Origin of the sequence: Agromyces sp. MMS24-K17, assembly GCF_043950245.1 — a bacterium.
GTDB lineage: Bacteria > Actinomycetota > Actinomycetes > Actinomycetales > Microbacteriaceae > Agromyces.
Window position 1 is genome coordinate 788,977 of the sequence record NZ_CP171640.1, and the last position, 22,861, is coordinate 811,837.

Annotated in this window: 13 protein-coding genes; 6 read left to right on the plus strand and 7 right to left on the minus strand. The window is 71.1% G+C overall.

Annotated features, from left to right (window positions below; translation table 11 throughout):
- Positions 1-41: 41 nt before the first annotated feature.
- On the plus strand, positions 42-998 hold the full coding sequence (locus tag ACGGZK_RS03460; protein ID WP_395244875.1) for a DUF389 domain-containing protein: 957 nt from the start codon (positions 42-44) through the stop codon (positions 996-998).
- Between the two features lie 74 nt (positions 999-1,072).
- Positions 1,073-1,705 carry a LysE family translocator gene (locus tag ACGGZK_RS03465; RefSeq protein WP_395244876.1) on the plus strand — a complete coding sequence of 211 codons (633 nt, stop codon included), beginning with the start codon at positions 1,073-1,075 and terminating at the stop codon, positions 1,703-1,705.
- 177 nt (positions 1,706-1,882) lie between these two features.
- Here the strand turns inward: ACGGZK_RS03465 and ACGGZK_RS03470 are convergent, their stop codons facing one another.
- Both ACGGZK_RS03470 and ACGGZK_RS03475 read right to left on the minus strand, forming a co-directional pair.
- Entirely contained in the window at positions 1,883-2,452 is a 570-nt protein-coding gene (locus tag ACGGZK_RS03470; RefSeq protein WP_395244877.1) for an NADPH-dependent FMN reductase, read from the minus strand.
- A gap of 218 nt (positions 2,453-2,670) precedes the next feature.
- Positions 2,671-5,346: an MMPL family transporter gene (locus ACGGZK_RS03475; RefSeq protein ID WP_395244878.1), complete on the minus strand. Its 2,676-nt coding sequence runs from the start codon at positions 5,344-5,346 to the stop codon at positions 2,671-2,673.
- Positions 5,347-5,480: 134 nt separating this feature from the next.
- Here ACGGZK_RS03475 and ACGGZK_RS03480 point away from each other — a divergent pair, with 134 nt between their 5' ends.
- Both ACGGZK_RS03480 and ACGGZK_RS03485 read left to right on the plus strand, forming a co-directional pair.
- Positions 5,481-6,050 (plus strand): TetR/AcrR family transcriptional regulator, encoded by a 570-nt coding sequence (locus ACGGZK_RS03480; protein WP_395244879.1) that lies wholly within the window; start codon positions 5,481-5,483, stop codon positions 6,048-6,050.
- A gap of 103 nt (positions 6,051-6,153) precedes the next feature.
- Positions 6,154-15,537: a DUF5979 domain-containing protein gene (locus ACGGZK_RS03485; RefSeq protein ID WP_395244880.1), complete on the plus strand. Its 9,384-nt coding sequence runs from the start codon at positions 6,154-6,156 to the stop codon at positions 15,535-15,537.
- 38 nt (positions 15,538-15,575) lie between these two features.
- On the opposite strand, the gene ACGGZK_RS03490 is transcribed toward ACGGZK_RS03485, so the two are convergent.
- The 4 genes from ACGGZK_RS03490 to ACGGZK_RS03505 form a co-directional block, all read right to left on the minus strand.
- Positions 15,576-16,157: a TetR/AcrR family transcriptional regulator gene (locus tag ACGGZK_RS03490; RefSeq protein ID WP_395244881.1), complete on the minus strand. Its 582-nt coding sequence runs from the start codon at positions 16,155-16,157 to the stop codon at positions 15,576-15,578.
- 62 nt (positions 16,158-16,219) lie between these two features.
- The gene (locus ACGGZK_RS03495) at positions 16,220-16,675 is read right to left on the minus strand and encodes a DUF2871 domain-containing protein (RefSeq protein ID WP_395244882.1); all 456 of its coding nucleotides are present in this window, start codon (positions 16,673-16,675) and stop codon (positions 16,220-16,222) included.
- Positions 16,676-16,700: 25 nt separating this feature from the next.
- Entirely contained in the window at positions 16,701-17,669 is a 969-nt protein-coding gene (locus ACGGZK_RS03500; protein ID WP_395244883.1) for an alpha/beta hydrolase, read from the minus strand.
- Positions 17,666-19,270 (minus strand): MFS transporter, encoded by a 1,605-nt coding sequence (locus tag ACGGZK_RS03505; protein ID WP_395244884.1) that lies wholly within the window; start codon positions 19,268-19,270, stop codon positions 17,666-17,668. The genes ACGGZK_RS03500 and ACGGZK_RS03505 overlap by 4 nt, the downstream gene beginning before the upstream one ends.
- Positions 19,271-19,453: 183 nt before the next feature.
- Between ACGGZK_RS03505 and ACGGZK_RS03510 the strand changes: the two genes are divergently transcribed.
- Together ACGGZK_RS03510 and ACGGZK_RS03515 are read left to right on the plus strand one after the other, a co-directional pair.
- Positions 19,454-20,365 (plus strand): alpha/beta fold hydrolase, encoded by a 912-nt coding sequence (locus ACGGZK_RS03510; protein WP_395244885.1) that lies wholly within the window; start codon positions 19,454-19,456, stop codon positions 20,363-20,365.
- Positions 20,366-20,424: 59 nt separating this feature from the next.
- Entirely contained in the window at positions 20,425-21,315 is an 891-nt protein-coding gene (locus ACGGZK_RS03515) for an alpha/beta fold hydrolase (RefSeq protein WP_395244886.1), read from the plus strand.
- Between the two features lie 15 nt (positions 21,316-21,330).
- Here ACGGZK_RS03515 and ACGGZK_RS03520 read toward each other — a convergent pair whose 3' ends face one another.
- A complete protein-coding gene (locus tag ACGGZK_RS03520) occupies positions 21,331-22,848 on the minus strand; it encodes an MFS transporter (protein WP_395244887.1) in 1,518 nt (505 codons plus the stop codon).
- Positions 22,849-22,861 lie beyond the last annotated feature (13 nt).

Below are 22,861 nucleotides of genomic sequence, written 5' to 3' on the forward strand. Positions count from 1 at the left end.
GTTCGCGACGCGTTGGGGGGACGATGAACACGCTCGCCGACATGCGCGATGCCGTCTTCTTCGAGGGCGAGCGGGCCGGGGCGAAGACGAGCCGGTTCTGGATGCTGCTGTCACTCGCGAGCGTGATCGCAGCGGCCGGCGTGGTCGCCGACTCCGACGCCACGGTCATCGGCGCCATGATCGTCGCCCCACTGATGACGCCGATCCTCGGCATCGTGCTCGCGACGGTCGTCGGCGACCGCGCGAACCTGTTCCGGTCATGGGGGTTCGTGGTGGCGGGAGCCGCCGCATCGATCGGCGTCGGGTACGTCGTGGGGCTGACCGTCGCGGCGCCGGTCGTCGCCGCGACCAATGCACAGGTCGCCGCCCGGGTGAGCCCGGCGCTCATCGACCTGCTCGCCGCACTCGCGACCGGTGCCGTCGGCGCGATCGCGCTCGTCCGGAAGGACATCTCCGACACCCTGCCCGGCGTCGCGATCGCGATCTCGCTCGTCCCGCCGCTGACGGTGGTCGGCCTGACGCTCGAGTCCGGCGCGCCGAGCGAGGCCCTCGGCGCGCTGCTCCTGTTCGTCACGAACGTCGCCGCGATCCTCGCCACGGGGGTCGTGGTGATGGCCCTCTACCGGGTCGGCTCGAAGGAGCGGCACGACCTCGACGAGGGCGCCGCCCGCAGCCGAAGCCGCGTCCGGGCGATCGTGACCACGGTCGTCACGGTCGTGATCGTCGGCGTCCCGCTGGCCGCCTCCTCGCTCCGCCTGACCGACCAGGAACTCCTCGAGGCAGCGGTCCGCCAGGCCGCCGAGCCGTGGGCGACCACGAACGACCTCACGATCGAGGACCTCGACGCGACCGGCTCGACGGCGCTCCTCCAGGTCACGGGTGCGCCGCCCGAGCCCGACACGACCGCACTCGTGCAGGGCCTCCGCGATGCCGGCGTAGACCCCGACCAGGTCGTCGTGCAGTACATCCCCGCCACGACGCTCGACCTCTCGGACTGAGGTCGGGGGGCATCCGGCGGGCCCGAGCCTTCGCGCGCACTAGGGTTGGGGCGGCGGTTGGGAGACTCGTGGTCGTGAGTTGGGCGGCAGTGCTCGGAGTGGCGCTGGTGGAACTGGGGATGGCGCTCACGCCGGGCCCGAACATGGTGCACTTGGCGTCCCGCTCGATCGGCCAGGGCGCTCGAGCCGGGCTGGTCGCCCTCGCCAGCACCGCGGTGGGCTTCGTCGCCTACCTGGCCGCGGCCGCGTTCGGCCTCGCCGCGGTCTTCGCCGCCGTGCCCGCGCTCTTCGTGGTGGTGGAGGTGGCGGGGGCGATCTACCTCGCGTTCCTGGCGTGGCAGATGCTGCGGCCGGGCGGTCGATCGGTGTTCGACCCGGTCGAGATCGTGCCGATCCGCCCCCTGCGACTCTTCGGGATGGGCCTCGTCACCAACCTGCTGAACCCCAAGATCGCCCTCCTCTACGCGTCGGTGCTGCCGCAGTTCATCGATCCCTCCCGGCCGGTCTGGCTCCAGTTCCTCATCCTCGGCGGTGTGCAGATCGCCATCGGCGTCGCGGTGAACGGCCTGGTCGTGCTCGGTGCGGGCCAGCTCTCCGGATTCCTGCGCACCCGGCCGCGGACGATGCTCGCGCAGCGACGGCTCTCCGGCGCGGTGCTCGCCGGGTTCGCCATCAAGTTCGCCTTCGAACGGCAGCCGGCCTCGTAGCCAGCACGCTCCTCCGACGCCGAGACCTCGGGCAGCGGCCCCGCCGCCAGCGGCGGTCTCGCCGGCCAGCGGCGGTCTCGCCGGATGAGGAGGAATCCGCGTGCTCTCGGCGTGTCCGATCCCGACACGCCGGTCCTGATCGAATTCCTCCTCATCCGGTGCGCCTCGTCGCGAGCGTCACGCCCGCGGCAAGACCGTCAGCACCCGCTCGACGTGATCCCGAAACTCTCCCATGTACCGGGTGAGGAAGTCCTCGGTGCCGGCGTCCGCGACGCTCCCGTCGTCGCCGAACACCTCGGGCGAGAAGCGGATGTACGCCTCGGGCGCCGTCATCTGGCGGGCGTTGCAGAAGCTCAGCACCGCCCGCAGGCTCTGCTGCGCGAGCGCCGTGCCGATCTGCCCCGCCGATGCGCCGATCACCGCGGCCGGGATGTGGTCGAACGAGTTCTGCCCCCATGGCCGCGACGCCCAGTCGATCGCGTTCTTGAGCGCACCCGGGATCGACCGGTTGTACTCGGGCGTGATGAACAGCACCGCGTCGCTCGCGGCGATCGCCTCCTTGAGGGCGAGCGCCTCGGGCGGGTAGTCGGCGTCGTAGTCGGGACTGTAGAGCGGCAGGTCGCCGATCGGGATCTCGGAGAACTCGAGGTCGTCGGGTGCAAGGCGGATGAGCGCCTTCGAGAGCGTGCGGTTGATCGACGTCGACGAGAGGCTGCCGACGAAGTATCCGACGCGGTAGGTGGTCATGGCGGTTCCCCCTTCGCCGCGGCCGCCGTCGACCCCGGCGCCCACCACGCTAGGCCGGGGCATCCGACGACGCGAGGGCTTGCGTATCAGCCCCCGAACGCGACCGCGTCGGTGAGCCGCGTCACCGGATGAGGAGGAACGTGGAGAGGTGCGGCGTGTCGAGGGTCGACACGCCGCACCCAGCCGGATTTCTCCTCATCCGGTGAGGTCGGCCGAGGTCAGCGCACCGGCGTCGGCGCGGGCTCGCGCTCGGGCGACTCGTCCGGCGACTCCGGCGCCTCCGGCGACTCCTCGTCGTGCGCCACGCCGTGCACGTGGTGCGTGCGCTCGAGCGCGGCACCCTCGACATCGACGTTCGGGATGATCCGGTCGAGCCACTTCGGCAGCCACCAGGCGCCCCGACCGACGAGGTGCATGACGGCGGGCATGAGCAGCATCCGCACGACGAACGCGTCGAACAGCACGCCGATGGCGAGGCCGAAGCCGAGCGGACGCACCATGCCCAGGTGCGAGAACACGAAGCCGCCGAACACCGACACCATGATGAGCGCCGCGGCCGTCACGACCGCGCGGCCGTTGCGCAGGCCGGCGATCACCGCGTGGCGAGCCGACAGCCCGTGCACGTACGCCTCGCGCATGCCCGACACGAGGAACAGCTGGTAGTCCATCGCGAGGCCGAACAGCACGCCGGTGATGATGACCGGAGCGAAGTTCAGCAGGGGTCCGGGGTCGTGCACGCCGAACACCGGGCCGAGCCATCCCCACTGGTAGACCGCGACCATCGCGCCGAACGCGGCGAACAGGCTGAGCACGAACCCGCCGGTCGCGACGATCGGCACGACGAGCGACCGGAACACGACGATCATGATCAGCAGCGACAGGCCGATCACGACGAGCAGGTAGATCGGCAGCGCGTCCGACAGCTTCTGCGAGATGTCGATGTTGCCGCTGGCCGTGCCGGCGACGCCGAGCGCGATCTCGCCGTCGACCGAGTCGATCGCGATGGGCGACGCGTCGCGCAACTCGTGCACGAGGGCTTCGGTCGACTCGCTCGTCGGGCCCTCCTCCGGGACGACCTGGAAGGCCATGAAGTCGCCGTCCTCGCTGACTCCGACCGGGGCGACCGCCACCACGTCCGGCTGCGCCATGAGCCAGTCGGCGAGGTCGGCCTGCACGGGCACCTGGTCGTCCTCGGCGACCGCCTCGGGGAGTTCGGCGACGACGAGGAGCGGGCCGTTCTGGCCTTCGCCGAACTCCTCGCCGATGGTCGTGTAGGTCTGGTACTGCGTGGTGTCGGTCGCCTCCGAGGATGCCGCGGGCAGGCCGAGGCGCATCGAGAGCGCTGGGATCGCGATGATGAGGAGCCCGACGATCGTCGCCACGAGCGTGAGCAGCGCGGTCGAGGTGCGCATCGGCTTGATCGGGGCCGCGGCGTGCGCCTCGTGCCCGATCTGGGCGCGGGCGCGCTTGCCGAGCACGCGCAGCTTCAGGAGGCCGAGCATCGCCGGGGTGAGGGTGACGGCGATGAGCACCGCGATGAGCACGCAGGCCGCACCCACCGTGCCCATGACCCCGAGGAAGGGGATGCCGGTGATGTTCAGCGCGAGCAGGGCGACGAGCACGGTCGAGCCGGCGAACACGACCGCGTTGCCCGAGGTGCCGTTCGCGAGGCCGATGGACTCGTGCAGGTCGACGCCGACGAGCAGCTGCCGTCGGTGCCGGTTGATGATGAAGAGCGTGTAGTCGATGCCGACCGCGAGGCCGAGCATCACGCCGAGCACGGGGGTGACCGACGACATGTCGACGACGCCCGAGAAGGCGAGCGACCCGGCCACGCCGACGCCGACGCCGATGAGCGCCGAGACCAGCGGGAGCAGTGCGGGCAGCAGCGCGCGGAGCATGACGATGAGCACGATCGCGGCGACGAGCACGCCGACGATCTCGCCGACGCCGATGAGGCCCTCGGTCGAGGTGGCGATCTCCGCGGAGTAGTCGACGGTCACGCCGTCGATGTCGGCCCCGTCGAGCACGTCGGCGGCGGCCGACTTGGTCTCGGCCGAGAGGGCGAACACCGAGTCCTCGAACTGGATCACGCCGATCGCGGTGGCGCCGTCGTCGGAGACCGTCTGGATCTCGGCGCTCGCGTCGAGGAGCCGCTGGCCGGCGTCGAGCTGCGCGGCATTCGCGTCGATCTCGGCCTGGTTCGCGTCGATCTCGGCCTGCGCGTCGTCGAGCTGCTGCTGGCCGGCGTCGAGCTGCGCCTGCCCCGCGTCGAGCTGCGCGGCGGATGCATCGAGCTGCGCCTGCTGGGCCTCGAACTGGTCGGCGGCCTGGTCGTACGCCCCGGCGGCCTTGGCCTGCTCGATGGCCTGGTCGAGCTGCTGCTGCCCTGCGGCGTGCTGGTCGCGGCCGGCGTCGAGCTGCGCCTGCTGCTGGTCGATCTGCGCCTGGTTGGCGTCGAGCTGCTGCTGGCCGGCGTCGAGCTGCGCCTGTCCGTCGGCGAGCTGCTGCTGGCCGTCGGCGAGCTGCTGGGCCTGGTCGTCGCGGTCGGCCGCGGTGGTGAACGGGTCGACGACGCCCGCGACGCCGTCGATGTCCTCGGCTTCGGCGAGCAGGTCGGCGATCTCCGACTGCTGCGCCTCGGTGAAGGGCTCGCCGTCCTCGGTCTGGAAGACGACGGTTCCGGCGGCGCCGCCGATGCCCTCGATCTCGTCCTCGAGCTGGTCGGTCACGCGCGAGGTCTCGGTGCCGGGGATGGTGAAGCTGCTGGCCAGGGTTCCGCCGAACGCGAGGAACCCGCCGACGGCGAGGCCGAGGATGACGAGCCATCCGATGATGACGGTCCACGCGCGACGCGCGGAGAAGCGACCGAGTCGATAGAGGAGTTCAGCCATGGCGGGGCCTTTCGGACAGGACGGGAGGCGCGCACCGTTGAGCAGGCCCCATGCTATCCGACAATTGTCGGAATCTTCGACCCCGGCGGACGTTCGGCCCGAGGCATCCGCTGCCGCACTGGCAGAATCGCCCTATGGACACCCGAGTCGAGCGCACGCGACGCGCCCTCCAGGGCGCGCTGCTCGAACTCGCCCGCGAGCGCCCGCTCGACGACATCACGGTCGGCGACATCACCGAGCACGCCGACGTGCACCGCAGCAGCTTCTACCAGCACTACGCCGACAAGGAGACCCTGCTCGCCGACGCGCTCGACGGCGCCGTCGACGCCGCCGAGGCCGAACTCGGCGACCTCGCCGAGTTCGAGCAGCCCATCGAGGGTCCGCCGCACGCCCTCACCGTCTACCTCTCCGAGATCGCCGCCAACGCCGAGGTCTACCGGCGCGTGCTCGGCGACCGCGGATCGGCCGTCGTCGCCGCCCGGGTGCGCGCCCGCATCGACGTGCTCGTCCGCGAGGGCATCACGCAGGCGGGCGGCGGCACCTACGCCGGGCTGCCCATCGACGTGGTCGCCGCCGGCATCACCGGCTCGGCCCTCGGGGTGATCGGCGCCTGGCTCGAACGCGACCCGCTGCCGCCCGTCGACGTCGCCGCCGACTGGCTGTGGCGCGTGCTGCTCGGGCCGAGCGGCGCCTGGCGCGCCTGATCCGGCGATTCCCTCCGTAGCCCCTCGCGCACCACCCGGCTAGGGTCGAGTGAGGTGCGCCGTGCAGGGCAGCCGGGGTACCGCAACACGAAACGGGGGAATCGTGTCGGTCATCCATCGCGTCCTGGCGGGCGTCGCCACCGCGGCCGTCGTCCTCGGCATGGGACTCGCCGGCGTCAGCGCGCCGGCCGTCGCCGCTCCCGATGACGCCGAGTTCACGACGTTCACGAAGGCCGTTGCGCCGCCCGTGCAACCGTCGTACGCCCCCGGCGACCAGTTCAGCTACACCATCACGCTGACCTGCAACAGCCCGATCGTCGACATCTGCGTGGGCGCGCACGTCTCCGACACGCTGCCCGCCCCACTCGTATTCGACCCGACCGTCCCGAACCCGGTCGTGGTGTCGGGCGGCGGAACGCCACCGCCGACGGTGACCGTCGGCGACGACGACTTCGACGTCGCGTTCAACGAGTCGGGCACCGCGGGCACGGGCCTGCGCACCGGGCAGCAGGTGAGCATCACGGTCTTCGTGCAGGTCCCGCCGGACGCGAGCGCCGACTACGACGGGACCGTCACGAACACGGCGACCGCGGCGGCCGACAACGCCCTGCCGAAGGACGCGGACGCCGACGTCGTGCTCGACATCCCCGAGGTGCTCGACTCGACGGTGACGAAGTCCGTCGACGACCACGTCGCCGACGGGCAGACCATCCCGGCCCTCCCGGGCCAGCCCGTCGACTACGCCATCGGCGGCGGCAACGCGTCGAACCGCTCGGTCGACGAGATCGTCGTGCAGGACCCGGCCGACGGGGTCGCGAGTCCCTTCGACGGCTACCTCGACTTCACCGGCATCACCTCCATCACGCCGCCGGCGGGGGCCGACCAGGTGCAGATCGAGTACCTCGACGAGGACGGCAACTGGGTCGTGACCTATCCGACGGGCCCGATCCCGACGGACTTCACGAACATCCCGGATGTCCCTCCCGAGGACGTGCACGGGCTGCGGTTCACGTTCTCGTCGTCGACCGGCCAGCTGCCGCCGACGCCCGCGGGCGAGGAAGCCGCGATCGGCATCTCCGGCGAGACCAACGACGACGTCCTCGACATCCCGCTCGACCAGTCCGTGACCGTGCCCAACACCGCCTCGTCGAACGTCGTCGTCGACGACCGGTCGAACGACCCGAAGACCGCCGACGGCTCCGTCGTCATCAGCAACACCGGGCCGACGGTCGACACGGAGAAGTCGTTCGCCGACCCGACGTTGCTCGGCGGGGCGACCACGACGGCCACGATCGTGTCCACGAACGGGCCGCGACCCGTGACCTCGATGACCATCGAGGACCCGACGCCCGGCCAGCCGAACCTCGCCGACCAGGGACTCGTCTTCGGCGGATTCACCTCGGGCGTCGAATGGCCGCCGAACGCCGACGCCGTCTCCGTGACCTACACGTACGCCGACGGCACGACCGAGACGCTCACCGGCGCGACGCCGAACGAGATCCCCGCGCCCACGGGTGACGCCTCCGAGGTCGTCGGGTTCTCGGTCACGTTCACCGGCCCGATCCAGCAGAACGCCATCGCCGAGCTCCCGTTCGACGTCACCGCGAACCCCGTCGACGGACAGCTCGACGTCGTGAGCACCAACCAGACCACGACCACGGTGACCGACTCGACCGGCCTGCAGGGCGACGACACCGATGCCGCCGACGTCACGCGACAGCCGGCGCGCGTCTCGACCACGGTCGTCAAGAACATCGTGCAGGACGAGGTGTGGGACATCCCGGGCAGCACCACCGACGTGACCCTGTTCGCGAACGTGAACGACCAGGGCGCGAACGCCTCGACGGTCGGGGCCGACTCCCTCGTGATCAGCGATCCCGCGGATCCGCAGCCGGGAGACCCGGTCACCCCGTTCTGGAACACCTTCGACGCCAAGCAGCTCTCGGCAGGCGTGCCTGCGAACGCGAACCTCACCGTGCAGTACTGGGACGGCACCGAATGGGTGACCTTCCCCGGCGCGGAGCTCATCGAGGGGCAGACCACTTGGAACTACTCCGTCCCCGCCGACCTCCAGGACGACGTGCAGGGCATCCGGTTCGTGTACACGCCGAAGCCCGGGCAGACCCTCCCGCCGGGGTTCCAGGTGACGCCGACGATCCAGGTGGCCACGCGAACCGACTTCCGTGACGGATCCGGCAGCGTCCACGATGCCGCCGAAGCCGCCGATCCGCTGAACGTCGCGAACACCGCCGGCTCCGAGGTGACGAACCCCGACGACACGTCGCCCGAGGACAACACCGCGACCGACGGCGACGACATCGACGTGAACCCGTGGCCGCCGGACGGCCCGGGAGTCGACCTGGTCGACAAGACCTGGCTCGAGGAGGACGTGTTCGCGTTCACCGACGACCAGCGCACGGCGCGGATCGACTGGTCGACGCAGGGCGTGCCGTTCGAGTCGGTCGCGATCACCGACGACCCGACCGCCGGGGACGACTTCGCGAACATCGCCGCATCCGCGTACGACGCGTGGGACCTCGCCGCGATCGAGGCGATCGATGCGGCGCTCGATCCGATGATCGTCTACGACCGCATCGCCTCGGTCGAGCTCTACGACGACACCGCGGATGCGTGGGTCGACGTGACGGCGGCCGCCTGCGGCGCGGCCGACACGACGGGCACCGCATGCGACGGCGGGTTCCCGCGGTTCGAGCTCTCGGAGGCGCAGCGCGCCTCGACGCTCGGGGTCCGCCTCACGTACGTCGAAGGCTCGAACCGCGGCGCGGGCACCGGTCCCGCCCCGGGCAGCGGCGTCGCCTCGTCGACCGGGAACGGGCGCGGCCTCGACCTCACGTTCCAGCTCCGGCAGCAGAAGCGCTCCGACGGCGGGCCGGTGGTCGGCACCCTCCACGACGAGACGTACAACTCCGGCATGAACGGGGTCGTGACCAACACGGTCGGCATCCACGGCGAGGGCCCCGCCCCGGTGGACGGCGCCGACGCCGACGACATCACGATCCTCGACACGACGGTGAACGTCTCGGTCACGAAGACCTTCGACCAGGACACGCTGCCCGTGCCGCCCGAGACGGCGGTGCAGGCCGACTACCCGCTGGTGACCGCGACGATCACGGCGCGGAACGAGACCGAGGCGAACATCGCGGAGCTCGTGGTGTCCGACCCGGCGACGCCGCCCACGGCGGCGACCGACACGTACAACACGTTCAACCTCTACGCGATCGGGACCATCAGCGTGCCCGCGGAGGCGACCGAGTCGATCGTGACGCTGACCCGCGAGGGCGGCGGCACCGACCAGCACACCATCGCCGAGGCGCAGGCCCTGACCCCGGCCGACCTGGCCGACGTCGTCGGGGTCAGCGTGCTGCACCGCGACCCCGACCGGGTGGCGATCCTGACGACCGAGCAGACGAGCATCGTGCTGACGTACCAACTGCGGGAGTTCCTGCGCGACGACCCGGCCACCCGGCCCGCCCAGGGCGACCTCGTCACGAACGTGGCCTCGGTCGACGGCTCCCGTCCCGGCGGCACCACGACCGACGCGGCGCACGGCACCGACGACGACACCCTGCAGTTCGTGCCGGCCACGTACGGCGTCATCGCGGGCAAGTCGATCTCGCCGGCCTCCCGCTACGAGGACGAGTCGCCCGACGGGTACACCGTCACGATCGGCGGCCAGCCGACCGGCAACGTCCGCACCACGGTGCTGACGATCACCGACGACGAGCCGACCTTCTGGAACGCGTTCGAGCTCGCGTCGATCCCGGCACGGACGATGCCCGCGAACATCGGCCAGGTGCGCGTCTCGGCGCTCGTCGGCGTCGACTACGCCCTCGTGGGCTCCGACCTGACCCAGACCTGCGGCGGCAGCGCCGACCTGACCGCGTGCTGGGTGGTGGGCCTCTGGCAAGAGGTCGGAGCCGACCAAACGGTCACCCCCGAGCTGCCGATCGGCGTCGACGCGGCCGCGGTGCGCGGCCTCCGCTTCGAGGTGCGGCAGGATGCCTCGGAGTCGAACTGGGAGCAGCCGCGCAACCCGATCGTCTCGTTCGCGTTCCTCGCCGACCGGCTCGAGGACCTGCACTACGGACCGAACGGCGAGATCGACTCGGTTCCCGTGCCGTCGACCCTTCCCGGGCTCGAGGCCGCGCCGGGCGAGCCCGTGCAGGGCACGATGACCGACGAGGTCGACGTCCACGGCACCGGTTCGTGGGACACCCCCGACGGCGTCACCTGGGAGGCGGACGCGAGCGCGCAGGACACCACGCAGCTCCTGCATCGGCCCAACTCGATCAGCGTGACGAAGTCGCCGGGCAACGGGCAGGACGGTGCGGCGGCGCAGCAGTTCCCGCCGGCCGCCGAGATCCCGTATTCGATGACGATCACGAACACCGGCGAGTGGCAGATGACCGGGCTCGAGCTGACCGACACGGTAGCGACCGACGCGCAGGGTTCATACTTGGTGCCCGTGCCGGGCGCCGACCCCGTGTTCGAGTTCAGCCTGACCGATTCGGGCGGCGGCTCGCTGCCGACCGACGGCTTCAGCGGATCGCTCGACACGACGACCGGCGTCGTCACGATCACCGTGCCCGACGACTTCGTGTTCGCGCCCGGCGACGTGCTCGTCATCCAGGCGCACCTGCAGTTCCGCGACGGGCTGGCACCGGGAACGCCGGTGTCGAACACGATCACCGCGACGAGCGACCGCGACTTCGAGACCTGCGACTACACCCACCTCAACGTGCCGTCGGGCGAGCCGATGGTGAACACACCGGACTGCACGGCCGATACGACGGTCACGCCGCAGCCGGCCGCGCCGATCTCGCTGACGAAGTCCGTCAAGGGCGTCGGAGCGGGCGACCCGAACGTCGCCGCGGGTGACCCGAACTTCGACGACCTCGGTGTGCTGAACACCGCAGGCGATGCGTCTGCCTGTGCGGAGCCGAACGCCGGCGACGGCTACTACGTCAACGAGTGCGTGCCGATCACCCGGCCGGGCGGCATCGAGCAATGGCGCCTCACCTTCACGAACCGGGGCAACGTGCCCGCCGACGCGATCGGCGGCATCGACGTGCTGCCCGCCGTCGGCGACACGGGCGTGGTGGTCGGCTCCCCGCGCGGGTCCCAGTGGTCGCCGATCTTCCTCGGCAACCTCGCGCTCACCGGGGTACCGGGCTTCTTCCCGTACTACATGACCACGGTGCCGAACCAGGCCTGCAACGCGGCCGACATCCAGTACAGCCTCCTGTCCGCGCCGATCCCCGACACCGATCCCTGCGCGGCCGACGTGAACTCCCGGCAGTGGATCCCGTACACCGCCTCGACGCCGCCCGAGGAGCTCGCTGCGGCGGTGGCGCTCAAGGTCGTTCTCGACTACCCCGACGACTTCCAGCTCGCGCCGGGGGCATCCGGCTCCATCACCTTCGAGACGCAGACGCCGTACCAGATCCCCGACGCCTACGACGGCGGGCTCCCGATCGCGTGGAACACCGTCGCGGCCGGGTCGCGCGCGACGTTCGAGGGCGACGAGGTCTACCAGGGCCCGGTCGAGCCGGTGCGTGCGGGCGTCGCCTTCCCGACCGGCGAGATCGCGCTCGCGAAGTCCCAGGTCGCGCCCGACAGCTGGCCGTACCCGCTGCCCGACTCCTACGAGTTCGACGTGCAGTGCGAGTCGGGCGGCGAGGAGGTCGTGCTGGTCGACGGCGCAGGAGCGTCGCCGAACCCGGTCGAGGTGCCCGCCGACGGCACCCCGGTGATCTTCGGGACCGGCACCACCCTGCCGCTCTTCTCGACCTGCACGGTCGCCGAGGAGTTCGCGCAGGGCTCGTCGGTGAGCTACGACCCGCCGGGCGCCGACGGGCGCTCCGGAGCGGTCACCGCGTACCGCGAGTTCGACGGCACGGCGGTGCACCACCCGTACACGCCCGAGCCCATCGAGGACGCGACGGTCACCGTCGAGAACGAGTACACGATCGGCGGCTTCGAGGTCGCGAAGGACGTCATCGACGGCGGCGCGCTCGACCAGGACGGCAACGCGATCGCGTACGACCCGACGTTCACCTTCACCGCGAGCTGCATCTGGCTCGGCATCGAGGTGATCCCGGAGGCGGATCGCACGTTCACGCTGCAGGACGGCGACACGAGGGACTTCGCCGGCCTACCGGTCGGTGCCGACTGCACCGTCACGGAGACCGACGCCGCCGGCGCCACCGACACGGCGATGGTGATCACCGAGGACGGCGTCGCGACCGAGCTCGGCGCGACCGACTCCGCCGAGTTCACGATCCTGCCCGACGAGGAGGACGGCACGCACCTGACGGTGCTCGCCGTGACGAACACGTACACGGTCGGGTCGCTGGTGATCGAGAAGGACGTGACCGGCACCGGCGCCGACGCGTGGGCACCCGACGAGTTCACGGTGCACCTGGTGTGCACGTGGGACCAGGCGACGACGAACCCGGTGTGGGAGGACGACCTGGTCGTTCCCGCGAACGGCGCCGTGACCGTCGACGACCTGCCGACCGGCGCCGAGTGCGTCGTGACCGAGCCCGACGACGGCGGGGCGACGGGCGACCCGACGATCGCGCCGGCCTCCGTCACCGTCGGCGTCGAGGGCGCGGCCGGCGATCCCATCACGATCACGGTGACGAACGACTTCCGCACCGGCGGGTTCGTGGTCGAGAAGACGATCGCCGGCTCCGGCCTGGAGTACAGCGAGGACGTCGCGTTCACGTTCGACTACACCTGCACGTACGAGGGCGACACCGTCGGCGAGGGCGAGTTGACGATCACGGGCGACGGCACCGCCGGCCCGCTGACCTCGGCGACCGTCACCGGCCTCCCGGTCGGCAGCGAGTGCACGATCACCGAGACCGGCAACGGCGGCGGCGACGTCACGCCGCCACCGGTCGTCATCACGATCCCCGACCAGGCGACGGCCGGGGTCGAGACGATCGAGACCGCCCCCGTCGAGAACCGCTTCACCGCGGCGTCCATCGCCGTCGCGAAGGAGGTCACCGGCGAGGCATCCGAGATCCTCGAGATCGCGAACGCGACGTACGTGATCCACGTGACCTGCTCGCTCACCGACGGCGGCGCGCCGCTGTTCGACAGCGACGTCGAGGTCACGGGCGGCACGACGACGACGATCACCGACCCGGCGACGGGCGACCCGCTGCTGCTGCCGCTCGGCACGCACTGCTGGGGTGACGAGGTCGACGACGGCGGGGCCACGGATGCCTCGGTCGACTTCGACTCGTTCGGCAACGCCGTCATCGTCGAGCCGAACGACGGCGACGAGCCCGAGACCCTCACCATCACGGCGACGAACACGTTCGACTACGGCCAGATCACGGTCGAGAAGGACCTCTCCGGCAACCCCGAGTGGGGCGAGGGGCGCACGTTCGAGATCCTCGTGACCTGCACGTTCGATCGCGGCGACGGCAACCCGCCGATCGTGGTCTACGACCGGGAGCCGGTCGACCTGGAGGGCGGCGAGTCCGTCACGCTGACGGACATCCCGTTCGGGTCCGAGTGCTGGGCGGAGGAGCCCGACCAGCAGGGCGCCACGTCGGTGGTCATCAGCGCGACCGAGGACGACCCCGTGACCGTCGGCGAGGGCGACGACCTCACGATCACCGTGACGAACGACTACCCCGACGCCGGCTTCACCGTGACGAAGACGGTCGACGACGGCGGCGCGGTCGACCAGGACGGCGTCCCGATCGCCTACGACACGGTGTTCACGTTCACGGCGGTCTGCACGTTCGAGGGCGAGACCGTGCTCGACGTGACGTTCCAGCTCTCCGACGGCCAGACGGCGACGTACGACACCCTGCCCGCCGGCGCCGAGTGCACCGTCACCGAGACCGACACGGGCGGCGCCTCGGGCACGGGCATGATCCTCACCCAGGGCGGCACCGAGACGGACCTCGGCACGACCACGAGCGCGGAGTTCACGCTCCTGCCCGATGGCGACGGCATCCACGTGAACGCGCTCGGCGTCGACAACCCGTTCACGGTCGGCTCGCTCCAGCTCACCAAGGCGGTCAGCGGCACCGGCGCCGACACCTGGGCGGGCGAGTTCGGCGACTACCAGGTGCACGTCGTGTGCACCCTCGAGGCGGCCGACCCCGACACCGTGTACGACGCGACGGTCACCCTGACGACGGATGCCCCGGGCAACGTCGTCACGATCCCGAACCTGCCGACCGCGGCATCCTGCAGCGTCGACGAGACCGACCTCGGCGGGGCGACCGACTGGTCGGCCGCCCCGAACCCGGTCGTCATCGGCGACGAGGAGTCCGGGCCGATCGGGATCACGGTCGACAACGAGTTCCGCACCGGGGCGCTCAACGTCCTGAAGGAGGTCCGCGGCCCCGGCGTGCCGGAGTTCTCGACGGGTCCGTTCGCGTTCCGCGTGTTCTGCACGTACGAGGGCGAGACGGTGGAGAACGTCGTGCTGGTCGTGGTCGGCGAGGAGGACTCCGCCGGCCCGTTCATGAGCGAGACGATCACCGGGCTCCCGGTCGGCGCCGAGTGCCTCGTCACCGAGGTCGACGACGGCGGCGCGGACTTCACGTCCGATCCGGTGACGGTCATCATCCCCGACCAGGAGACGGACGGCGTCGAGTCGGTCGTGACGGCCGGGTTCGTCAACCGCTTCTCGCTCGGGCTCCTCGGCGTCGCGAAGGAGGTCGACGGGTCGGCCGCCGACGCGCCCTGGGTCGAGGATGCGGTGTTCACGCTCCGGGTCACCTGCCAACTCGACGTGAACGGCGTGCGCACCACGCTGTTCGACGACACGATCGAGGTCATGGCCGGCGACATCGAGCCCATGCGCGACGCCGACGGCGACGTCGTCCGCCTGCCGATCGGCACCCACTGCTTCGGGTCGGAACCCGATGCGGGCGGGGCCACCGCCACCACGATCGAGCACGACTCGTACGACGACGCGATCGTCGTCGGCGCCGACCCGCTCGCGCAGATCCTGCTCGTGACGTTCACGAACACGTTCGAGTACGGGCAGCTCGCCGTCGAGAAGACGATCAGCGGCGCTACGGAGGCGGCGGCCGGGAAGACGTTCACCGTCGAGGTCACCTGCACGCTCGACCGCGGAGCGGGCAACGCGCCCTACGTCGCGCTCGACCACGAACCGGTGACGGTCGCCGGCGGCCAGACGGTGGTGCTCGACCAATTGCCGGTCGGCGCCGAGTGCTGGGCCGCCGAGCCCGACCTGAACGGGGCCGCCGCGGTCACCTTCAGCGCCACGGAGGCGACGCCGGTCGTCGTCGGCTCGGAGGAGTCGGAGATCGTGACGATCACCGTCGACAACCGGTTCGACTCGGTCCCGGCCGTCACCGGCGTCGACGGGGAGGCGCTTCGGCGAGCCGGCTTCGGCGCGTTTCTGCTGCTGCTGGTAGGCGGCTCGGCCGTGGCGTTCACGGCCATCCGGCGACGTCGGGCGTGACGGCGAGTGCTGTTCGGGGCCACGTCGCTCGGATCGCCCTACTGCGATGTTCCGCCCACCGCGGTCTCGAGCATTCGGATGATCCGCTCGGCGACGTCGGCGGGGTCGGCGCCGTGGTCGACGAGTTGCACACCGGCATTGAGGAGCCCTTGGGTCAACATCACGTCGACCATCGGGTCGTCCACGCCGAGGTCGGAGAAGGCGAGCTCGATGGGGTGGAGCAGCGTGGCGTGCAGCCGCCTGATGTCGTCGACCTTCGTCGGCGAGAGTTGCGCCTGACCCAGCCTGGTCGCGAGGTCGTGGTGTCCGTCTGCCGCCATCTGCATCGTTTCGTGGACGAATCGCTCCAAGCGTTCGGTTCCGGCGAGGCCCGCCAGCGAACTCTCGATCTCGGCGTTCCATCGGTCGATGGCCTCGATGGCCACGGCCACGAGGATGTCGTCACGCGACCCGAAGTACTCGTAGACGCTCGATCGCGCCAGACCCGCCTGTTCGCCGACGGTTCGCGGGTTCACGGCGTCGATGCCCTGGTCGCGGATGAGTGCCTCTGCGGCGCTCAGCAGTTGCGTCCGTTGCGCAGCGCGGTGCTCGGCGACGGTGGGGGCGGAGATCCGAGGCATGGTCCCATTATCGGCGGGTCAGTCCCGGTTCCCGTGGGGAAACCGGGACCGGCCCTCGTCGTTCAGCCGGCGATCGTCGCCGGCTCCGCCGCCGGAGCGACCGCCCGCTCGTCACGCCGGATGGCGCGGCCGAGGCTCACGAGGAGCAGGACGAATGCGGCGGTGATGAGGATGTGTCCGATGCCGGCGATTCCCGCGACCATGGGGCCGGATTCGACGCCGAGGACGTCGAGCACGCCGTGCCAGATCATGGCGCCGCCGGCGATGACGAGGGCGATGTTGTAGGTCCAGAAGAACCAATCGAACGTGCGGCTCCTGCTGAGCGTGAAGAGCTTCTCGAGGCCGAGCACGATCAGCATGACGAGTCCGCCGAGCGCGAGGAAGTGCGTGTGCACTCCGCTGAGCTGGGTGACCCCGGTCTCGGGGAAGCCGTTGAGCTTCGTGAAGTCGCGGTAGAAGAGTCCGGAGGCGAGACCGAGGCCGACGTAGACGGCGGCGGCGAGGTAGATGCGGCGCATGAGCTTCTTTCGTGGTTGGGAGGGGTTATTCGGTCGTGAGTCGGTCGACGAAGTCGCGGGATGCCGTGCTGATCTGCGTGCGTGCGTCGTCGTGGCTGATGGTGGGGGTGTTGTCACCGGGCTGCGGGCCGTAGTCGCCGAATTGCGCATGCGAGGCGCCTTCGATCACCGTGTACTCGGTGTCGGCGGGGAGGTCGTCGCGGGAGGCGTCGATCTTCTCCGGGGTCGCGAGGCCGTCGCGGGTGCCCGAGATCGACTCGACGGCGGCATCCAGCGTCGAGCTGATGTCGTTCGCGGGGTAGGACGCGTAGAGCATGAGCCCGGCGACCGGCGCCGTTCCGTCGGCTGCGTCGGCGGTGGCTTCCATCGCGGCGACGGTGCCGCCGAGCGAGTGGCCGCCGACGACCCAGCGATCGATCTCCGGATGCTGGTCGCGGGCGCTGTCGAGTGCGCCGATGGCGAAGAACGCGATCCCGAAGGGCTGCTTCGCGATGACGACCGTATGGCCGTCTTCGGCGAGCGGCCGGAGCACGGCCGCGTAGGCGCGTGCGTCGACCAGGGCGCCCGGCTGGAACATCACGCCGACCGAGGAAGCGTCGGAGCGCGGCTGGAGCACGATCTCGGTCGCGGTCTCCGACACCGTCACGGCGGCGTCGGACTGCATCGCGGCGAGGGCGGGTTCGACGGCGTCGTACGGCCGGAGCCACGCGGTGAGCGCGAGCCATCCCGCGGCGAGCACCACCAGCACGATGCGCCCGGCCGTTCGCCATCCGCCGCGGTGCACACGGCGGCGGAGCGTCCACCAGATGCCTGCGATCGAGAGCACGAGCGTGGCTGCCAGGAGGATCGCGTAGGCCGGGTTCCCGTGGACGATGGCCTCCCAGGCGGTCGCCATCGCCCAGGCGCTGACGAGCACGCCGCCCACCGCGACCGCGAACCCGATCCAGCTCAGTGCATCCCTGCGTGCGGGGAGGGCTTGCGGTTCGTCGGTCATGAGGGGATCGCTTCTTTCGTCGTGGGTTCAGGGGAGGTCCGGTTGGGTTCGCGCAGGCCGACGGATGCCAGCAGTGCGACGCCGAGGAATCCGGCCGCGGTGTAGGCGGCCGCCGAGGTGGCCGTGGTGAAGCTCTCCGCCGCGGCATCTCCGATGGCGCTCGTGTCGGGGTCGGCTTCGAGGGCGGGGATCGCGGCGCCCGCACTGTCGACGACCGTCGCCACTGCCGTCGCCGAGTGTGCTGCGTCGAGCCCGGCATCGTCGAGTCGATCCCCGAGATCGATCGACAGGACGCCGAAGAGGACCGTCCCGAGGATGGCGATGCCCAGCGCGGATCCGACCTGCCGTGCCGTGCTCTGGGTGCCGGCGGCTTGACCGCTCCGCTCGACGGGGACGTCTCGCAGCACGACGTTGGTCACCTGGGAGCTCGCCAGCCCGAGTCCGAGTCCGTAGACGAACAGCACTCCGGCGAGGGCAGCCCAGCCCAGCTGGGCATCGAGCAGTAGGCCGATCGACAGGACGCCGACGAGTTCGAGGGCGACGCCGAATCGCAGCATCCCGACCGCGGAGATCCGGCCGCGCAGTCCGCCGACCATGCCGGTGGCCAGGAACGAGCCGACGGCGAGGGCCACGAGCACGAAGCCCGTCTGCAGCGCCGTGTAGCCGAGGACGTTCTGCACCCAGAGCGGCAGGACGAAGAGGATGCCCAGCTCGCCGAGGCTCACCAGGGCGGCGACGATGTTGCCCGACGTGAACGTCCGGATCGAGAACAGCTCGATCGGCAGGAGCGTCGAACGGTGCGTCCGGGCGCGGTGCCGCTCGTACGCGATGAACACGGTGATGCTGATCGCCGCGATCAGGAACAGGAACGGGGTGACGGAGATCGAGAAGGGCCAGGTCCACCCGGCGATGGTCGGCGCGTGATTCGTCGACCACCATCCGAAGGTGCGCCCCTCGATGAGGGCGAACACGAGGCTTCCCGCGCTCGACACGACCAGGGCGGAGCCGAGCAGGTCGAACGGTCCGGTCGAGGGGCTCTTGGACTCGCGGATCGCGACAAGCGCGGCGACGATCACGGCGATGCCGAAGGGCACGTTGATGCCGAACGCCCATCGCCACGAGGCATCCGTGATCAGCCAGCCGCCGAGGAGCGGACCCACGGCCGCCATGCCGCCGATGACCGAGCCCCAGACGGCGAAGGCGATCGCACGCTCCTTGCCACGGAACGTCGCGTTGATGATCGACATGGTCGCCGGCAGCACCATCGCGCCGCCGATGCCCTGCGCGACGCGCGCGGCGATCAGGAGCGACCCGGTCGCGGCAAGGCCGGCGGCGATCGACGCGAGCGTGAACACGAGCACCCCGAGCACCAGCAGGCGCCGTCGCCCCCATCGGTCGCCGAGCGTGCCGAAGGGGATCAGCAGCGCGGCGAACACGAGGGTGTACGCCTCTTGGACCCATTGCGCCTGGGTGGAGGTGATGCTCAGGTCGTCGACGATCGACGGCATCGCCACGTTGACGATCGTGGAGTCCACGATGATCAACGACACGGCGACGCTGATCGCGGCGAGGCCGAGCCAGCGGAGTCGTTCTGAGTGCATATCCACATGTTACCGACAGTGTGTCGGTAAACAAAATCCAGAGGCGCCGACACCCGACCTCGGTCCTCTCGGAGAACGCACCGGCCCTCCATCGAGGAGCCCGATACCGCGGGCGTCGCGTCGGCATCGGCGGGGTACGGTGGCACGGTCGAGCCGCGAGGGGTCCGACGGCGAGGAGCAGGGATGCGCACGACCGAGGTCGAGTTCGCGGCGGCCGACGGCCGGATCCTCCGCGGCGTCGAGCTCGTGCCCGACGAACGCCCGATCGGCGCGATCGTCGTGCACGCCGCGACCGCCGTGCCCATCCGCATCTACGCGCCGTTCGCCGAAGCCCTCGCCGAGCGCGGCTTCGCGGTGCTCCGGTACGACTACCGGGGCACCGGGGCATCCGCCGCACCCGACCTGCGCGACGACCGGCACCTGCGGATGCGCGATTGGATCGACCTGGACGGCCCGGCCGCGACGGCCTGGCTGCGGGCGAGGCATCCGGATGTCCCGCTGCTGGCGCTGGGGCACAGCGTGGGCGGGCACGTGATCGCGCTGGGCGGTGCGCGCCCGGACGGCACCGAGGCGCCGGGCCTCGACGGCGCGGTGATCATCGCCTCCCACATCGCGGCGAACCGCGACATCCCCGATCCCGCCGAACGCGCGCGGGTGTGGACCCTGCTGAACGTCGTGGCGCCGGTCGCGGGCGCCGTGCTCGGCTACGTGCCCGGCCGCCGGCTCGCCCTCGGCGAGGACCTGCCGGTGGGAGTGGTGCGGGAGTGGCGCGACTGGACCAGGCGGCGCCGCTACTTCTTCGACGACCCCACGATGGACGCCGACGCCAGGGCGCGCCGCCTGGCGACGCCGACGCTCGTCGTGGGCATCGCCGACGACCCGTGGTCGACGCCCGACGCGGTGTCGCGGTTCGCCGACCACCTCTCGGGCGCGCCGGTCGAGCGGCTGACCGTCGCACCCGCCCCGGGCGAGGCGATCGGGCACCTCGGGTTCTTCCGGCGGGCGCACCGCGAGACGCACTGGCCGGCCGTGCTCGACTGGCTCGGCGCCGAGGCGCAACGGGCGGCGGCGGCCCGCGCGACCGGCGAAGCCTGACCGGCCCGTTGCGCTGCCCCCGTCGAGGCGGGACGATCGGAGGAGGATCGGGGGATCAGATGGGGTCGACGAAGCCGGCACGACGAACGCGGCGCGCACCTCGCCCGGGCACGCGCCTCGCCGAACGGTGGACGACGATCGACGGCGCCCGCGTCTTCTACCGCGAGTCCGAGAGCCCGCCCGACGCACCCGTGATGCTGCACGTGCACGGGTTCGGCCTCTCCGGCCGGTACCTGCTGCCCACGGCCGAGCGGCTCGCCGACGAGTTCCACACCCTGGTGCCCGACCTTCCCGGCTTCGGTCGCAGCTCGAAGGCGGCGAACCTGCTCGACGTGCCCGATCTCGCGCACGCCGCCGCGCGCTTCCTCGACGACCGCGGTGTCGAGCGCGCCACGCTCGTGGGCAACTCGATGGGGTGCCCGGTGATCTGCGAGTTCGCGCACCTGTACCCCGACCGGATCGACCGGGCGGTGCTGGTCTCGCCGGCGGGCGGTATCTACAACCAGCCGTTCCGGCGGGCGGCGGCGCAGATCAGCCGCGACGGCGGGCGCGAGCCGTTCAAGCTGATGGGCGTCGTCACGCCCGACTACCTGCGGTTCGGCGTGCCGAGCACGATGCGGATGTTCCGGTCGCTGACGAAGTACCCGTCGCTCGAGCGCCTGCTCGAGCTGCGCCTGCCGCTGCTCGTCGTGCTCGGCGATCGCGACCCGTTGATGCCCGGCGCGGCGCGCGTGCAGGAGGTCGCCGCCGCCACCGAGAACCACGTGCTGGTCGTGCGTATCGAGGGCGCGGCGCACGCGATCAACTACAGCCACTCGGGCGAGCTCGCGCACCTCATCCGGCTGTTCATGGCCGACCGGCCGATCGTCGACGACCCCGATTCGCCCGGCTTCGCGAGGGTCGTCGAGATCCACCGCGGCGCGCTGCATCCGCCGCTGCAGCCCGAGTGAGCCGCTGACCGGCCGTCAGCGCGCGGCCTGCTCCTCGAGCACCGCCTGCGGCGGCGTGAGCGTGTGCGCCGTCGACGCCGCGGCCGACGCGACCTCGAACTCGGTCGCGCGCGGCTTCACGCCCCGGGCGACGAACAGCGCGAGGAGGATCCCGAGCGCGCACCAGATGCCCATCGAGACCGCCGACCACGAGAACGCGGCGGCGAGGGCGTCGGCGTCGGATGCCCCGCCGGCGACCTGGCGGGCGTCGACGTTCGAGTAGACCGACGCGATGATCGCGGTCATCACCGCGGCGCCGACGTACCGGGCCATGTTCGACACGCCCGACGCGGCCCCCACCTCGCGCGGCTCGACGCTCGACGTCGACAGCGACGAGCACGGTCCGTTCTGCAGGCTCATCCCGACGGCGACGCCAACGAGCGGCAGCACGAACAGCGCGTACGTCCACGACGCGTGCACGAAGGCGAGCGCGCCGAACGACACGGTCATGACGACGAACCCGACCACGATCGTGGTGCGTGCGCCGATCTTCCCGACGATGGGGGTGATGAGCGGGGCGAGCACCACGGCCGCGGCGGCGACCGGGAGGGTGGCGAGGCCGGCCTGGAAGGAGTCCATGCCGAGGGCGACCGGGTCCTGGAAGTAGAGGCTGACCACGTACATGATCGCGTTGATCGTGCCCGAGCCGAGCAGGATCGACAGCGTCGCGCCGACGAGCACCTTGTTCCGCAGCAACGCCAGGTCGAGCAGCGGCGCCGTGACGCGGCGCTCCACGAGCACGAAGCCGATCGCGGAGGCGATCGTGATGGCGAAGCATCCGAGGGTCTGCCAGGACCCCCAGCCCCACTCGCCGCCGTTCGTGAGGGCGAAGATGAGCGGGGCGAGCACGGCCGCGATGAGCACGGTGCCGGCGAGGTCGATCGACTTCGGGCGGGTCGGGTCGTTCGACTCGGCGACCGCGAAGATCGTCACGGGGATGCAGGCGGCCGCGATGGCCGCGTCGATCCAGAACAGGCCCTGCCAGCCGATGGTCGACGCCAGCAGGCCGCCGATGAGCGGGCCCGCGGCCGCGCCGATCGCCGAGGCCGCGCCCCACAGGGTCACCGCGCGCAACTGCGCCTTCCCGGTGTTCGCCGCGGAGAGCAGGCTCATGCCGCACGCGAGGATCGTCGCGCCCGCGGCGCCCTGGATGCACCGGCCGACGATGACGGTGATGCCGTCCTGCGCGAGCGCGATGAGCACGCAGGATGCCACGAACAGCACGATGCCCCAGAGGAAGATCTTCCGGCGGCCGAAGACGTCGCCGAGCGAGCCCGACGTGACGATGACCGCGGCGCCGACCAGCGAGTACCCGGTGACCGCCCACTGGAGCGTCGAGGTCGACGTGCCCGTGTCCTCCGAGATGGCCGGGATCAGGATCGAGACGGCCGACGTGTTCGCGTTCACGACCAGGGCGGTGACGCAGGTCGCGATGAGCGCGCCGAGCGCGAGTCGCTTCTGCCGCTGCGTCGCGGCGAGTTCCGTGTCCCCCACGCCACGTTCCTAC

Excerpts from the sequence above, each read along its gene's own strand:
- ACGGZK_RS03475 (WP_395244878.1), bottom strand. The coding sequence starts at position 5,346 with ATGGCTGAACTCCTCTATCGACTCGGTCGCTTCTCCGCGCGTCGCGCG.
- ACGGZK_RS03505 (WP_395244884.1), bottom strand. The coding sequence starts at position 19,270 with ATGCACTCAGAACGACTCCGCTGGCTCGGCCTCGCCGCGATCAGCGTC.
- ACGGZK_RS03510 (WP_395244885.1), top strand. The coding sequence starts at position 19,454 with ATGCGCACGACCGAGGTCGAGTTCGCGGCGGCCGACGGCCGGATCCTC.
- ACGGZK_RS03490 (WP_395244881.1), bottom strand. The coding sequence starts at position 16,157 with ATGCCTCGGATCTCCGCCCCCACCGTCGCCGAGCACCGCGCTGCGCAA.
- ACGGZK_RS03460 (WP_395244875.1), top strand. The coding sequence starts at position 42 with ATGCGCGATGCCGTCTTCTTCGAGGGCGAGCGGGCCGGGGCGAAGACG.
- ACGGZK_RS03495 (WP_395244882.1), bottom strand. The coding sequence starts at position 16,675 with ATGCGCCGCATCTACCTCGCCGCCGCCGTCTACGTCGGCCTCGGTCTC.
- ACGGZK_RS03470 (WP_395244877.1), bottom strand. The coding sequence starts at position 2,452 with ATGACCACCTACCGCGTCGGATACTTCGTCGGCAGCCTCTCGTCGACG.
- ACGGZK_RS03500 (WP_395244883.1), bottom strand. The coding sequence starts at position 17,669 with ATGACCGACGAACCGCAAGCCCTCCCCGCACGCAGGGATGCACTGAGC.
- ACGGZK_RS03480 (WP_395244879.1), top strand. The coding sequence starts at position 5,481 with ATGGACACCCGAGTCGAGCGCACGCGACGCGCCCTCCAGGGCGCGCTG.
- ACGGZK_RS03515 (WP_395244886.1), top strand. The coding sequence starts at position 20,425 with ATGGGGTCGACGAAGCCGGCACGACGAACGCGGCGCGCACCTCGCCCG.